17 protein-coding genes and 1 pseudogene are annotated in these 13,574 nt (G+C 64.5%); all 18 read left to right on the top strand.

The window, feature by feature from the left end; all coding sequences use genetic code 11:
* A pseudogene (locus EOA24_RS41320) lies at nt 1-1,055 on the top strand (DUF4815 domain-containing protein); the annotation flags it as partial.
* Between the two features lie 73 nt (nt 1,056-1,128).
* Nucleotides 1,129-2,403 (top strand): pyocin knob domain-containing protein, encoded by a 1,275-nt coding sequence (locus EOA24_RS00005; protein ID WP_127409328.1) that lies wholly within the window; start codon nt 1,129-1,131, stop codon nt 2,401-2,403.
* A complete protein-coding gene (locus tag EOA24_RS00010; RefSeq protein WP_127409330.1) occupies nt 2,400-3,209 on the top strand; it encodes a hypothetical protein in 810 nt (269 codons plus the stop codon). The genes EOA24_RS00005 and EOA24_RS00010 overlap by 4 nt, the downstream gene beginning before the upstream one ends.
* An 8-nt stretch (nt 3,210-3,217) precedes the next feature.
* Nucleotides 3,218-3,751 carry a hypothetical protein gene (locus EOA24_RS00015; protein WP_127409332.1) on the top strand — a complete coding sequence of 178 codons (534 nt, stop codon included), beginning with the start codon at nt 3,218-3,220 and terminating at the stop codon, nt 3,749-3,751.
* 73 nt (nt 3,752-3,824) lie between these two features.
* Nucleotides 3,825-5,309 carry a phage tail protein gene (locus tag EOA24_RS00020; protein ID WP_127409334.1) on the top strand — a complete coding sequence of 495 codons (1,485 nt, stop codon included), beginning with the start codon at nt 3,825-3,827 and terminating at the stop codon, nt 5,307-5,309.
* Between the two features lie 60 nt (nt 5,310-5,369).
* Entirely contained in the window at nt 5,370-5,906 is a 537-nt protein-coding gene (locus EOA24_RS00025) for a phage major tail tube protein (protein WP_127409336.1), read from the top strand.
* Nucleotides 5,907-5,912: 6 nt separating this feature from the next.
* On the top strand, nt 5,913-6,230 hold the full coding sequence (locus tag EOA24_RS00030) for a phage tail assembly protein (protein WP_127409338.1): 318 nt from the start codon (nt 5,913-5,915) through the stop codon (nt 6,228-6,230).
* A 146-nt stretch (nt 6,231-6,376) separates the two neighbouring features.
* Nucleotides 6,377-8,686: a phage tail tape measure protein gene (locus EOA24_RS00035; protein ID WP_127409340.1), complete on the top strand. Its 2,310-nt coding sequence runs from the start codon at nt 6,377-6,379 to the stop codon at nt 8,684-8,686.
* Between the two features lie 10 nt (nt 8,687-8,696).
* The gene (locus tag EOA24_RS00040; protein ID WP_127409342.1) at nt 8,697-9,119 is read left to right on the top strand and encodes a phage tail protein; all 423 of its coding nucleotides are present in this window, start codon (nt 8,697-8,699) and stop codon (nt 9,117-9,119) included.
* The gene (locus tag EOA24_RS00045) at nt 9,116-9,352 is read left to right on the top strand and encodes a tail protein X (RefSeq protein ID WP_127409344.1); all 237 of its coding nucleotides are present in this window, start codon (nt 9,116-9,118) and stop codon (nt 9,350-9,352) included. The genes EOA24_RS00040 and EOA24_RS00045 overlap by 4 nt, the downstream gene beginning before the upstream one ends.
* Nucleotides 9,353-9,355: 3 nt before the next feature.
* Nucleotides 9,356-10,459: a late control protein gene (locus tag EOA24_RS00050; RefSeq protein WP_127409346.1), complete on the top strand. Its 1,104-nt coding sequence runs from the start codon at nt 9,356-9,358 to the stop codon at nt 10,457-10,459.
* Between the two features lie 71 nt (nt 10,460-10,530).
* Entirely contained in the window at nt 10,531-11,043 is a 513-nt protein-coding gene (locus tag EOA24_RS00055; RefSeq protein ID WP_127409348.1) for a TIGR02594 family protein, read from the top strand.
* A gap of 5 nt (nt 11,044-11,048) precedes the next feature.
* Nucleotides 11,049-11,378 carry a hypothetical protein gene (locus EOA24_RS00060; protein ID WP_127409350.1) on the top strand — a complete coding sequence of 110 codons (330 nt, stop codon included), beginning with the start codon at nt 11,049-11,051 and terminating at the stop codon, nt 11,376-11,378.
* 103 nt (nt 11,379-11,481) lie between these two features.
* Nucleotides 11,482-11,934, top strand: a complete 453-nt coding sequence (locus EOA24_RS00065; protein WP_127409352.1) for a hypothetical protein — start codon at nt 11,482-11,484, stop codon at nt 11,932-11,934.
* Nucleotides 11,861-12,214 (top strand): hypothetical protein, encoded by a 354-nt coding sequence (locus tag EOA24_RS00070; protein ID WP_127409355.1) that lies wholly within the window; start codon nt 11,861-11,863, stop codon nt 12,212-12,214. The genes EOA24_RS00065 and EOA24_RS00070 overlap by 74 nt, the downstream gene beginning before the upstream one ends.
* Complete coding sequence (locus EOA24_RS00075) at nt 12,211-12,516, top strand: hypothetical protein (RefSeq protein WP_127409357.1); 306 nt, start codon at nt 12,211-12,213, stop codon at nt 12,514-12,516. The genes EOA24_RS00070 and EOA24_RS00075 overlap by 4 nt, the downstream gene beginning before the upstream one ends.
* The gene (locus tag EOA24_RS00080; protein ID WP_127409359.1) at nt 12,513-12,728 is read left to right on the top strand and encodes a hypothetical protein; all 216 of its coding nucleotides are present in this window, start codon (nt 12,513-12,515) and stop codon (nt 12,726-12,728) included. The genes EOA24_RS00075 and EOA24_RS00080 overlap by 4 nt, the downstream gene beginning before the upstream one ends.
* Before the next feature lie 4 nt (nt 12,729-12,732).
* A complete protein-coding gene (locus tag EOA24_RS00085; RefSeq protein WP_127409361.1) occupies nt 12,733-13,221 on the top strand; it encodes a hypothetical protein in 489 nt (162 codons plus the stop codon).
* Nucleotides 13,222-13,574: the final 353 nt, after the last annotated feature.

Consider the following 13,574-nt stretch of genomic DNA (forward strand, 5'->3'; position numbering starts at 1 on the left):
GCGGTGGGGGCGGCGGCAACGGCGGAAGCCGCGCCGATCCGCTGGCGCAGACCTTTACGCTCATCGAAGGCCGGCACATCGCCGGCCTTAATCTTAAGGTCTGCCAGATCGGCGATCCCGACAATCCGCTCGTGATCGAGCTTGTCGAGGTCGAGAACGGCATCCCGACCGTGAACGTGATCGCCCAGGCGTTCTACAACATGAACAACGCGGTGATCGGCGACTGGACGGAGATCCGTTTCCCCTATCCGATCTGGCTTCCGGCCGGCGTCGAGTTCGCTTTCGTGGTCAAGACCAACGACGCGAACCACTCGATCAAGACCGCGAAGCTCGGGCAGCTCGATATCGACACGCAGACCCCGATCGCGGCGCAGCCTTACTCGGTTGGCGTCATGCTTTCGTCTTCGAACGCGAAGTCTTGGACCCCGCATCAGGACGAGGACATTACCTTCCAACTGATCGCGGCCAAGTTCGCGCCGACGACGAAGACCGTGGCGGTAGGCACCTTCGCCGTGGTGAACATGAGCGACCTGCTGATCCGCGCCGAGGTCGAGCTTCCGACCGCAGCCGCCTCGATGCACTTCGAGGTTCAGTTGGACGACGGATCGATCACCCTGCTCAATCCCGGCCAGGCGTGGGAGCTTCAATCGTTCTACACCGGCAACGTCCAAGTCCGGGCAGTGCTGTCCGGTTCGGCCAAGGTCTCGCCCGTCGTCTTCCCCGTGATCCTCGCGATCGAAGGCGAATTGCAGACGAGCGGCACCTACGTCACGCGGGCTTTCACCATGGGGACGGGGATCGATATCCTCGCGTACCTCAAGACGAAAATCCCGACCGGCTCGACCATCGTCATGCAAGCCGATCCGGCCAACGATGTTTGGACGGCGGTGCCGCAGGTCGCGCAGACGCCATTGCAGGACGCGGGGTGGATCGAGAGGAAGTACAGCCTCTTGAACTTCAACGCGAACCCGGTGGGCCGCATCAGGATCACGCTGACCGGCACGCCGGCAGCGCGCCCGATGGCCTACGACTTCCGGGCGATCTCGACCCCCTAACCCCACCGCAACCGAGGACTGACATCGCGCCGGCCGAGAGGCCGGCGTGATCCCTTCTCGCTTTAGGATCGCCATGACGACGGAAAACACCACTGCGAACCGTGGCTATCAGCTCCCGTTCGCCGACAACGAGCTTGCCGTGGACGTGCTGCGGCTGATCTCGGCTTTCTCGGCGATCGACGTTGACGTGGCCAACATGCTCGTCTCGATCGGCCAGCGTTCGCTCGTCGGGCACACGCACGTGATCGCCGACACGACCGGCCTACAGGCCGCGCTCGACAGCAAGCAGGACGAGAGCGAGAAGGGCAACGCCAACGGCTACGCTTCACTCGGCGCGGACGGCAAGGTGCCGGCGGCGCAGTTGCCGACGACGCTCTTCGGCTCGCTCAACTATCAGGGCGACTGGAACGCCAACACGAACACGCCGACGATCCCGGCTGCGGCCCTTGGAAACAAGGGCTGGTATTTCATGGTCTCGACTGCCGGCGCTTCGAACGTCGGCGGGATCACCGACTGGAAAGTCGGCGATTGGGCCGTGTCGGATGGCGCGAAGTGGGTCAAGATCGACAATACCGATGCTGTGTCCTCGGTGGCCGGCCTCGTTGGCGTCATCACCGCCGCCAGCCTCAAGACGGCGCTCGGCCTGACCGTCGCAGACGTGTCGGGCGCGAACAACGCCGCAAGCCTGACCACCGGCACCCTTGCGGACGCTCGCCTTCCTGCCCGCCTCGGGCTGACCTGCTTGCAGATCACCGATGCCAACACCGCGACCGCGAACGGCTGGTATATGGGCTCGAATGTGGCCAATGCCCCGAGCGCCGCTTGGTGGCTGATCGAGACGATCACCCACATCGAGGGGCTGTGGCTGATCCAGACCGCCTATCCCTTCACGACCATGACGGCCGCGAGCGGCGGCATCCAGCGACGCATCCGCACGAATGGAGCGTGGGGCGCTTGGTTCTCGGTGATCGACCACGCTGCCGAACTCGATGCTCGTTATCTGCGATTGGCGGCTGATAACTTGGCGCTCGCTGCGGGTTTCAGCCAGGCTTCTTTCGTAAACGACGGAACCAAGTCGAGCGGCACTTATGCCCCCACGCCCGCAGGCGGCAACATGCGTGCGATCAACAACGGCGGGGCCTTTGGGTGGGCCGCCGATGGCAACGCCTCGACCGCCTACACCATGGTCGTGGCTGTCACGAACGCGGCGGGCGCAGGCGCGATCACCTTCTCGGGCTTTACCGCTATCACCGGAGACCCGCTGACCACGACTGTCGGCCACGTCTTCATGTGCTCGATCGTCAAGATCGGGGGCTACAAAGCTATCAACATTCAGGCGATGCAATGAGCGTGATGCCCTATGCCGCCCCGGCGCAGCGGGGGCGCACCCTCAAGCAACTCGTGAAAGATGCCGGACTTCTGGCCAACCTGAAAATGTGCCACGACGCAGGCGCGCGCAGCTCGTGGTCGGGCAGCGGCAATTGGAAGGATATTTCCGGCAACGGCTACGATTTCGTGCTGGCCGGCACGACCGTCACGCCGTTCAGCGGCACGGTCGGAGCGTGCAGCGACAACGAATGCTTTGTCGGCAATCTCAGCGGCTATTTCGAGCAAGTGAACGGCGTCGATGCGTTCACGAATAGCTGGCATCAGCAGGGCGGCAACGGCGTCACGTGGGTCTCCATCGAAAGCTACGCGACAAGCTACGGCGTCGGCTGGGCGACCCACACCGGCAGCACCACCGGGACGCCACCGACCGGCGTCCTTCACTTCACCGGGGGCAGCGGCGGCTTTCCGGCGCAATGGGAAGTCGGCAACGGCTCACAAAGCCGCCGGCTATTCACCGGCGGTTCCAACCCGAACAACAGCAAGAAGTTGATCGGCAAGGGCCACCAATTCGTGAGCCCCACGAGCAAGCCCTGGGTCGGATACGACAACGGCACATTCACGAGCGGCACCGATACCGGCTCTTTCACGCCCTCGGCCGGCGCGGCGTCGATGGCGAAAATGCGGTTTGGTGCCCTCTCGGATGGCACCGGGCAACTCGGCACCAACCGCAAGGTCTTCGCCCTTGCCGTGTTCGACAAGATTTTGAGCCAGGCCGAGTTTGACGCTCTGCGCACCCAATTTCTCAAACGCTGGACCGGCATCTAGGAGATCAAATGCTCGCCCTAATCAAAGACGCCGCCATCGTGCAGACAGTCGTTGAAGGCTCGGGCTTCGCCATCGGCGAAGCTTGGACGGTCCCGGCCTACGCCGGGTGGGCGAATAGCGAAGGCTACTCGCTCGCCACCGTGCTCGATCCCGATCCAGTCCCCGAGGGCAAGGTGGTCGCGTCCTCGTCGGTCGAATTGGTCGGGGGCGCGCCGAAGTGGGTCAACGTGCTCGCCGACAAGGTCGAGCCAGTCCCCGATGTGATCTCCGATCGGCAGTTCTTCCAGCGGCTCGCAATGCCGCCCTACGAGCTGATCACGCAGGCCGAGGCGCTTGCAGCGGTCAAGACGGGGGATATCCCCTACGCGATGATCAACCTGATCAACGCCCTGCCCGAGGCCAGCCGGTTCCCGGCCGAAATGCTTCTCTCCGGAGCGACGGAGTTTAAGCGGGACCATCCGCTGACGGCCACCCTCGGGATGGCCTTCGGATGGGATGCGCCCGAAGTCGATCAGTTCTGGCGGGACGCTGCCGCCATCTAAGCCTGCAAACCCAAATCTCAACCGAACGGCCCCGCCATCGTGCGGGGCCTTCTTCTTTAAGGAGGCTCCCTAAATGAGCGACCCGATCTTCGGTATCAACATCACGCGCGTGGACGACGAACCGCGTCCCGCCGTGGCTTCCGACATGGCCGTCGTCGGCCTGATCGGCACCGCGCCGGCCGCCAACGCCGCGACCTTCCCGCTCGATACGCCCGTGTTCATGTATTCGGACGAGGCGACGAAGATCGCGTCCCTCGGCTTGACCGGCACCCTCGCTGACGCGATCGCCGGCATCAACGATCAGCTCGGCGAATTCCAGGTGGCCGCGAAGATCGTCGTGGTTCGCGTGCAGGAAGGCGCGGACATCGACGCGACGCTCGTCAATGTCCTCGGCAACGCCGGCACCAAGACCGGCCTCTTCGCCTTCCTCGAAGCCGGCCCGCTGCTCGGCGTGATCCCGCGCCTGATCCTCGCGCCTGGCTTCACGAGCCAGCAGAAAAAGGGCGTGGGCTCGATCGCTGTGACCGCGCAGGGCGCGGGCTATACCACGGCCCCGGCCGTATCCTTCACGGGCGGCGGCGGCACGGGCGCTACGGCTCACGCTGTGCTCGGCACCGGCCCCGACGCCGCCAAAGTCGTGAGCGTGGTCATCGACAATCCCGGCACCGGCTACACCACCGCGCCGGCTGTCGCCTTTACCGGCGGCGGCGGCGGCGCGGGCGCGACTGCCACGGCCACGGTCGAGAAGCTCGCGAACCCGGTCTGCGCGGCCCTGCCGCCGATCCTCGAAAAACTGCTCGCCCACGCGGTCGTGGACGGTCCCGCGACCACGTTGCAGGACTTCACCGACTGGCGCGAGACGCTTTCGAGCCAGCGCCTGATCCCGGTCGAGACGGCGGTCAAGGTCGGCGTCGATGCCTCTGTCAAGCCGGGCTCGCCCCGCGTCGTCGGCATCGGCGTCCGGCGCGATCACGAGTTCCAAGGCCGGCCGTTCCACTCGTGGGCAAATCAGGCTGTGCAGGGCATTGTCGGCCCGAACCGGCCGATCGATTTCAGCCTCACGGACGGATCGACGGAAGGGCAGACGATCCTCGCCGGCAACGGCGGCGTGATCGTGCGTGGCGAAATGGGTGTCGAGAGCGCGATCGCCTCGGGCGGCTTCGTCTACATCGGCACCGACAACTGCGGCGACGACGATCTGTGGCGGTTCTACAACGTGACGCGCGGGCGGGATTATATCCACCTGCTCTTCCTGCGCACGCTGCGGTTCTACCTCGGCAAGTTCAACATCACGGGGCAGACGGTCGAGGCGATCGTCAACACCATGAAGTTCGCCCTCCGCGATCTCAAGGCGGACGGCGATATCCTCGACTATAAGGTCGGCTTCACCCGCGATCAGAACAGCCCCGAGAACCTGCGCCTCGGCCGCTTCACCGTCGATTTCGCAGCGGAAGAGGCCCCCGTCCTGCGCTACCTCGGTATCCGCTCTGCGCGCTATCGGCCGGCGCTCGACACCCTGTTGGACGAGCTGCTCGCGCAGATCGACGTGGCGGCCTGATCCGGGCCGCCACCCCCTTCCCCCTTTCCCGCAATTCTCGCTCGGTAGGAGACCCGGCCGATGTCCACCCTTTTCATTTTGAACGCTTCGAACCTGTTCGTGGGCGACCACGATCCCACCAACTCGAAGCACCTGTCGCTGATGGAGCTTAAGCTCCCCGACTTGCAGGAAATCTATCAGGATCACCACGCGGGCGGCGCTCGCGTGCAGATCGAGATCGAGGTCGGTGTCCAGAAGATGGAGCCGACCTTCAAGCTCGTCGGCTTCGATCCCGCCCTGCTCGCCGAGTTCGGCCTGGGCTCGAAGATCAAGAACATCTTCACCGCCTACGGCGAAATCATCGATCGCCGCACCGGGCAGTCGCTTGAGATCAAAGCGATCATGGAGGGACGCCTCGGCAAGGTCGCCCCCGACGCGCATCAGCGCGGCGAGGTCGCGGCCAACGAATACGCCATCAACGAAATGAGCCACTACGAGGTGTGGTGGAACGGCCAGGAAAAAATCCTGTGGGATTTCTGGACGAACACGTGGCGGATCGATGGCGTCGATCAGAACGAGGCGACGAACCGCATCCTGCGCGTTCCGAGGGCGGGCTAATCGATCATGAAGCTCAAGTATCCAATCGAGGTCGATGGCAAGACCATCGACAGCCTCACGTTCCGGCGCGCCCGCGCCAAGGACATGCTCGTCTTGGCCGACCATATGGCGGCCTTGACGGACATCGATCCGACAAAGCCCGAGAAGGCCATGTCGAAGGGCGCGATCGAGGCGACCATCGCGATCGTCGGAACCCTTTCCGACATAGGCGAGGAAGCCGCCGGCCTGCTGGACTTCGTTGACCTGATCGCGGCCTCCGGGGAGGCCACGGCATCGTTGGGGGAAGTCGAGGGGTCGGATGGCGAGGCGCAGACTGGCGAATAGCCGTTGCGGACACGGCGCACCTGCTTTCGACCCCGGTTCCGATGCTTCTGGAAATGGAAGCCGTGGCGTTCCTATCGTGGTGGGATCAAGCCGCGCGCATAGCGAAAGCCACGAGACACTAGCCTAACTAAAGGGCGGCTCCCCACATGGCAAATCTCACTTCGCAGCTTCTCGTGAAGCTGATCGATGGCGTTTCTGCGCCTGCCAGGGCGGCCGCCCGTTCCCTTCTCGGTATCGGCAAAGCCGCAAACGGGATCAATGGCGTGCAGCTCCGGCTCCGCGACGCCATCGAACGCAACAACGCGGCTCTCGATCGCGCGCGCGGGCGAATGCTCGATGCCGTCGCGGCCGGCTATGTCCTCAAGCGCGGCCTCGAAGCGCCTATCCAGGCGGCCATGAACTTCGAGAGCGCCATGGCTGACGTGCGCAAGGTCGTGAACTTCGACAGCGCGGCGCAGTTCAAGGACTTCCAGCAGCAAGTCATCGAGCTGTCGAAGCGCCTGCCGATGGCGGCCGATGGCCTGTCGCAGATCGTGGCCGCTGCTGGTCAAGCCGGCATCGAGCGCGATCAGTTGATGAAGTTCGCGGAAATGGCCGCGAAGGTCGGCGTCGCCTTCGACATCACCGCCGATCAGGCAGGCGATAGCTTGGCGAAGATGATGACCGGCCTTGGCCTGTCGATCGATCAGACCGAGCGCCTTGCGGACGCGATGAACTATCTCTCGAACGCCCAGGCATCGAGCGCGGCCGATATCCTCGACGTGGTGCGCCGCGTCGGCGCGCAGTCCAAGCAATTCGGCTTCAATGCCGTACAGGTGTCGGCCTTCGCCTCGGCCATGCTCTCGGCCGGCGCTGAAAGCGACGTGGCGGCCACGTCGTTCCGCAACATGGGCCGCGCCCTGACCAAGGGCGCTTCGGCGACCAAGGCGCAGAAAAGGGCCTACAGCCGCCTCGGCCTCGATGCCCGAAAGGTGTCGAAGGCGATGCAGAAGGACGCCGTGGGCACCACGGTCAAGGTGCTGGAAAAGATCAGCCAGCTCCCCAAGGAAATGCAGGCTTCCGTCTCGTCCGATCTCTTCGGCGACGAGGCGCGTGCTCTCGGCCCGCTGCTCACCAACCTCGATCTGCTGAAAAAGTCGCTGGGGCTCGTCGCGAAGGAGAGCGACTATGCGGGGTCTTCGACAAAGGAATATGAGGTCCGGGCGAAGACGTTCGCGAACAACCTTCAGCTCTTCAAGAACCGGCTTACCGCCCTCGGCATCCAGATCGGCAATGCGCTAATCCCGCCGCTGACGGAGCTGATGGACAAGCTCGCGCCGCTGATCGATCGCTTCGCGGACTTTGCCGCTCTTCACCCGCAGCTCACGGCCGGCATCGTCGGTCTGACCGGGGCCTTGATCGCCTTGCGGATTGCGATGGCAGGTCTCGCCTTCGCGGGCCTGTTCGGCCGGGGCGGGCTGCTGAGCGTGGCGTCGGCCTTCGTCCAAGTCGCTGGCGGGGCCGCCGAAGCGGCAAAGAATGCCGTCGCCCTACAGCGCGCCCTCGGGGCAATGTCCGGCCAGAAGCTCGGGGCCTTCGGCACGTTCGCCACGGCCCTGCGGGGCATGATCTTCGCCGTGCCAGGCGTCAGCATGATCGCGAGCGCCCTCGCGGCTGTAGGATCGGCCCTGGCGGCGATCACGGCCCCTGCTTGGGGCCTCATCGCCCTCGGCGTGGCCGCTGTGGCGGCGGCCGGCGCTTTGCTGTGGAAGTATTGGGATCGGATCAGCTCGGTCCTCTCCGGCGTCGCCTCGGCCCTCGCCGAGGAACTGCAACCGGCGATCGACGCGATCAAGCCATACCTGACGTGGCTTGCTCCGATCGCCGACACGATCGCCGCAGGGTGGGACAAGGCCAAGGCCGCGCTCTCGTCCTTCGCCGAGTGGATCGGCAGCTTCTTCTCCCAAGAGGTTCTCAGCGAGGATCAGAAAGCGCAGTGGGCCACGGCCGGCCACGACGCGGCGATCCGCATGATCGAGGCAATCAAGAGCGCCTTCTCCGAACTCGTGGGGTGGGCGGCCGGCCTCGGCGCGCAGATCGGCAACGCGATCGCGAGCGCCGCCAGCGCTGCCATCGGAAAGCTTCGGAGCCTCCTGCCGTCGTTCAGCGGGCCGGCGAACCCCGGCGCAGCCGCAGGGGCGCAGGCCGGGGCGCTTGCGGGGCATCGTGCCGGCGGCGGCCCGGTGCGACGGGGCGCGTCTTACCTCGTCGGCGAGCGCGGCCCCGAGGTGGTCACGATGGGCGGCAGCGGCCACGTCCGGCCGAACTCGAGCCTGGGCGGTGGAATGAGTGTCAGCTTCGGCGACATCGTCATTCAAGGCGTCTCGGACACCGAGGCGGTGCTGCGTCGGCTGAAATCTGAGATCGAGAGCACGCTGCGCGGCGTGCAGGCCGATTACGGCCTCAAGATGTCATAGGGGGCAGCACGTGCTTGCGCAGCTTGGAGCGGTACAGTTTGAGCTCTACCCGCTCAACGCCAACCAGATCAGCCACGACGCGGGCGCGGACTATGCGGAGAAATCCGTCATGGGCCGTCGCCCGCCGCTCGAATTCGTCGGCGAGGCCAGCGAGAGTTGGACGATCTCGGCGAAGCTCTTCCCCCACAAGTTCGGCGGCCTGTCGTCGCTCGAAGCGCTGTCTTCGCAGCGGCAATCAGGATCTCCGATGCCCTTCATTCGGGGCGACGGGGAAGCCCTCGGGTGGGTGGTGATCGACAAGATCACCGAACGGTCGAGCTATCTCGACGCCCACGGCGTCGGCAAGGTGATCGAGGTCGATATCAGCCTCAAGCGGTCTGATGGTCCGAGCCTCGGCAATGTCTTCTCGATCATTCAAGGGCTGCTCGGATGAAGATCGTTTCCTATGAGACGGTCACGGTCGAGAGCGAGGGCTTCCTGCTCGACGCGATCCTGTGGCGTCGCTTCCATCGGCCGGTTCAAGGCTTGCTCGAAGTGCTGCTGGAACTGCCGGCGAATTGGGCGCTCGCCGACAACGTGATCTTGCCGGTTGGGACCGTCGTCACGATCCCGATCCCGCAGGAACGCGACATCAACACCGTGCCCGTCATTTCGCTGTGGGACTGATCCGTGACCAAGCGCGCCATTTACAGCGTATCCGTCGCCGGGCAGGACATCAGCTCGCGGATCGCCCCGATCCTCTTGTCGCTGCGCATCAGCGACAAGGAGGGCACACATTCCGACACGGCCTCGATCGAGCTTGACGACAGCTCGGGGATGATCCGCTTCCCCAAGACCGGCGCGCCGATGTCCGTCGCGATCGGGTGGGAGGGCGAAGGCTTCTCCGTCGTCTTCGAGGGGACCGTGGACGAGGTGAAATCGTCGGGCTCGCGCGGCGGCGGCCGGACCCTCTCGATCTCGGGCAAGGGCGTCGATACCCAGGGCAAGGCGAAGGAAGCCCAACAGCTCCACGTGGACAACGCCGACGTGAAGACGGCGCTCTCGAAGGCCGGCGAGATCGCCGGCATCACCGATATCAAGGTCGATCCCTCCCTCGCCTCGATCAAGCGTGAGTGGTGGGGCCTCAATGACGAGAGCTTCCTGCACTTCGGCGAGCGGATCGCTCGCGAGGTCGGGGGCATCTTCAAGATCAGGGGCAAGAGGGCGATCCTCGCGGCCAAGACCGGCGGCTCACCCTCGGGCGCGGCCCTTGCCTCGGTCAACGCCGCATGGGGCGACAATCTGATTTCGTGGGACATTACGCCCGCGATGGGCAGGCCCCGGCACAAGAAGGTCCGCGCGCGCTTCTACGACAAGAAAGGCGCGAAGTGGAAACAGGTCGAAGCCGAGGTCGAGGACGAGGACGCCGAGGCGATCTTCGGCGACAGGCAGAGCCGCGCCGACGAGGACGAGGCCAAGGCATCGTCGGACAGTCAGGCCAAGGACGCCGAGAAGCAAAAGGGCGGCGGCACCGTGCAGATCGACGGCACCGCGTCAGCGGTGCCCGGCGGCACCCTCAATCTGATCGGCGCGCGCCCAGGCATCGACGGGGCCTATCGGATCGAGAGCGTCGATCACGATTACTCGCGATCCGGCTGGACGACTTCTTGCGAGCTGAAACAGCCCAAGGGCAGCGCCGGCAAAGACACGCGCAAGGTGACGAAGACGAACGATAGCGGCGGGGATGACGACGGCGGCGACGTGAGCCTGCCGCGTGACCCCGACCTTGGTTAGTTCGAACCCATCCCTCCCCCAACGGCCCGGCCCCTGCGCCGGGCCTTTTCTTTTATCGAAGGAGCAAGACGATGGACGATCCAGCCTGGATTGCGACCGCCCGCAAGTATGTCGGGCAGCGAGAGATCAAGGGGCCGCACCACAACCCTCATATCCTCGAATGGTGGAAGGACATCGGCGCGCCCTTCAAGGACGACGAAACCGCGTGGTGCGGTGCCTTCGTCGGCGGCGTCCTCGCCGAGACGGGGATCAAGCCCCCGCCGGGCGCAGCCTCGTCGCAGGCATACCTCAAGATGCCGGTGAAGCTCGATCGTCCCGCGTTCGGCTGCGTCGTCGTCTTCTGGCGTAACTCGCCCACGAGCGGCCTCGGCCACGTCGGCTTTGTCGTCGGCAAGGATCAGCACGGCAACATCATGGTCCTCGGCGGCAACCAAGGCGATACGGTCTCGATCAAGCCCTTCGCGCTGTCCGGCCCGAACGCCCGGATCAAGGGCTTCCGGTGGCCGGGGATCGCCCCCTACCCCGAGCGCTATAACCTGCCGCTGTTGAACAGCGACGGCACGCTGTCGCAGAACGAGGCGTAAGCGTCATGCGGCAAGTCCTCGACAGGCTCTTCGGCCGGGGCGCGACGCTCAAGCGGGAGACGATCGTCTTTTGCTGGGCGTGGATGACCTTCATCATCATCCGGGTTTTCGCCTACACGCCGGCCGAGCATGTCGAGGGCTACGTCGGCCTGATCAGCGGCGTGTTCTGGCCCATCGTGGCCTTGCTCGCCGCAATCTTCGGCATCCAGTTGGCCCCTAACCTCGGGGGCCGATCCGAAACCACCACGACGATGCAGACGCCCGAGGCGACGATCGAGACCAAGACTACGACCGCCCCGGCCGCTGCCGATCCCGACGCGAGGCCTCCCGAATGACCATCAAAAAGTTCCTGTGGGACGTGGCGGCCCAAGTCGTCGCGTTCCTGATCGCGGCCCCGATCGTGGGGATCGCCATCTACATTTGGTGGCGGTATCTCTGATGCCCGCCTTCCTCCTTCCCCTGTGGCTCGCCGTGAAGCCCTTTCTCTCGGCCGCCTGGGCGATCTTGAAGCCGATCTTGACCTTCGGGATCACACTGCCCGTATGGGCCTTCCTGATCATTGGCGGCTGGCTCTATTTCGATCGGAACTCAGCGATCCGCGAGGCGGTCAGCAACGCAACGGCCGAACTCGTGGCCGGCGCGAAACTCGATGCCCTCGAAGCGCAGGTGGCAGAAGAACGGCGGATGCGTGCGTGGGCCGAGGGCAAGGCGGCCGAGGCGCAGGCGATCGCCGAGAGCGATCGAGCTGCCCGCCAGGCGCTTCAAGCGCAGCTCGCGGTGAGCCCAACCGAAAACACCAAGATGCAGGAAGAACTCGATGCGATCGCTGCTGATCCTGATGGCTGTGGCCGTGGCGACAAGTCTTTCGTTGACGGGCTGCGGGCACGATAGGGCCGCCCTCGGCGACGCCCTCAAGGTCAAGAACGACGCGGCGGCGGCCGAGGAAGCCCGGCACGAGGCCGACAGGCTGATCGCCCAGGCAAGGCGGATGCCCGAGCTGCCGCCCGAGTGCCGCACCGAGCACCGCAGCGGGGCGAAGGATAGCGACGGCTACAAGCTGATCGCCAAGAAGACCGACAACGCCCTCTATGCGGCGAACAGGCAGATCAGGGGTTGCGCCGTCTGGTACGACGAAACCCGGCAGGCGCGGGAGCCCAAAGAAAAATCATGATTGAAACCGCCGCAGCCGCGACCATCGATCCGATCACCGAGGGCGTCGGCAACATTTTTTTGTCTCAAGGCTTGCTCGGGGCGATCGTCATCGCCCTCGTTTACTTTATCTTGATGCTGCGGAGCGAGCTGCGGGACACGCGCGCTGCGCACAAGGTCGAGATCGCCGCGAAGGACGCGTTGATCAATGAGTTGCAGGAGCAACGGCTAAAAGAGGCTCGGGTGGGCTTTGAAATCGCGAACCAGTCGAAGGCGACGTTGGACGCATTTCTCACGGCACTGCGCGGAAAGGGCCATCCATGATGTCGAGCTTGAAGCGTCTCCTTTGGCTTAACCGGGTGGAGCCGGTGACCCACAATGACGTACCGCCGGCCCCTCGGGAGCCGGACAAAGAACGCGAGATCAAGGCGGCGCAGGCCGCCCTCGCTCATCAATTGCTGTCCGTTGGGCGGACTTCATGGGAAATCCGGCAGGAGCTTGCCGGCAATGTTTTGTCCATCGTGTCGGGAGACTAAGATCATGGTCAGCACCATCACCCCGAACAGGGTCGTTCTTTTCGCCGTAGGAGCCTTCATCGCTTACTGGCTCGCGGCGCTCTTTGTGCCGCCGCTCATTCTTCGAGACGTGTTCAACAGCCTGGCTTTCGGCAGCTCGATCATCATCACGATCACGTGGATGCCTTCGGCCCTGCGCGCGATCCGCGAGAATGCGGACAGCGGCGAGTGGCAACTGATCCTCGCGATTTTCCTCGTCTGGTTCGTGGTCATGTGGCAGCGCATCTACGTGATCGCCTTCAATTGGTACGATCGACCCGAGGCGTGGGCGAATAGCGCTGTGGCTGGCTTCTGGCCTTATTCGTATCTGATCGCCGGCCTGCTCTTCCTCGCCGCGCCTGGCGTAAAGAGCGACGGTCTTCAATCGCGAGCGATGTGGGCCATCATTGCCGCCGTGGCCCTCGGCTCATTTGTTGCAGGCGTTCTCTTCTGGGCCTCGATCTCGACCGCCTAGCGCCCGTCCACATCGCTGATCTCATGCAAGAGCCCCGGCCGGAGAAATCCGCCGGGGCTCTTTTTGCGTTTCAGGGTCGGGCGCGACGGTTCGGGATCATGCGGGAAATCCCGAGAGAACCGCTTCCCCGAACTTTTCCTAACTCATTGATTTCCGGGCCTATGGGCAATCCGCCTCTGGGCACCATCCCCTCTTCTCCCGACATTCCCTTTCGCCGAAGCTTCTACGCTGCGGATTCTGCAAGTGCCTGAAATCGTTGATACTTTTCTGTCAAATAGCGCATTTGAGCTGGGCCGGGAGCGCTTCGGGCGCATTTGGTCCAACGAGGCGGGGGGGGATGGTATTTCCGTTGG

The organism is Mesorhizobium sp. M2A.F.Ca.ET.039.01.1.1, from assembly GCF_003998035.1.
Lineage (GTDB): Bacteria > Pseudomonadota > Alphaproteobacteria > Rhizobiales > Rhizobiaceae > Mesorhizobium.

Excerpts from the sequence above, each read along its gene's own strand:
- EOA24_RS00075 (WP_127409357.1), top strand. The coding sequence starts at position 12,211 with ATGATTGAAACCGCCGCAGCCGCGACCATCGATCCGATCACCGAGGGC.
- EOA24_RS00035 (WP_127409340.1), top strand. The coding sequence starts at position 6,377 with ATGGCAAATCTCACTTCGCAGCTTCTCGTGAAGCTGATCGATGGCGTT.
- EOA24_RS00060 (WP_127409350.1), top strand. The coding sequence starts at position 11,049 with ATGCGGCAAGTCCTCGACAGGCTCTTCGGCCGGGGCGCGACGCTCAAG.
- EOA24_RS00020 (WP_127409334.1), top strand. The coding sequence starts at position 3,825 with ATGAGCGACCCGATCTTCGGTATCAACATCACGCGCGTGGACGACGAA.
- EOA24_RS00010 (WP_127409330.1), top strand. The coding sequence starts at position 2,400 with ATGAGCGTGATGCCCTATGCCGCCCCGGCGCAGCGGGGGCGCACCCTC.
- EOA24_RS00045 (WP_127409344.1), top strand. The coding sequence starts at position 9,116 with ATGAAGATCGTTTCCTATGAGACGGTCACGGTCGAGAGCGAGGGCTTC.
- EOA24_RS00070 (WP_127409355.1), top strand. The coding sequence starts at position 11,861 with ATGCGATCGCTGCTGATCCTGATGGCTGTGGCCGTGGCGACAAGTCTT.
- EOA24_RS00025 (WP_127409336.1), top strand. The coding sequence starts at position 5,370 with ATGTCCACCCTTTTCATTTTGAACGCTTCGAACCTGTTCGTGGGCGAC.
- EOA24_RS00085 (WP_127409361.1), top strand. The coding sequence starts at position 12,733 with ATGGTCAGCACCATCACCCCGAACAGGGTCGTTCTTTTCGCCGTAGGA.
- EOA24_RS00030 (WP_127409338.1), top strand. The coding sequence starts at position 5,913 with ATGAAGCTCAAGTATCCAATCGAGGTCGATGGCAAGACCATCGACAGC.
- EOA24_RS00065 (WP_127409352.1), top strand. The coding sequence starts at position 11,482 with ATGCCCGCCTTCCTCCTTCCCCTGTGGCTCGCCGTGAAGCCCTTTCTC.
- EOA24_RS00055 (WP_127409348.1), top strand. The coding sequence starts at position 10,531 with ATGGACGATCCAGCCTGGATTGCGACCGCCCGCAAGTATGTCGGGCAG.
- EOA24_RS00080 (WP_127409359.1), top strand. The coding sequence starts at position 12,513 with ATGATGTCGAGCTTGAAGCGTCTCCTTTGGCTTAACCGGGTGGAGCCG.
- EOA24_RS00005 (WP_127409328.1), top strand. The coding sequence starts at position 1,129 with ATGACGACGGAAAACACCACTGCGAACCGTGGCTATCAGCTCCCGTTC.
- EOA24_RS00015 (WP_127409332.1), top strand. The coding sequence starts at position 3,218 with ATGCTCGCCCTAATCAAAGACGCCGCCATCGTGCAGACAGTCGTTGAA.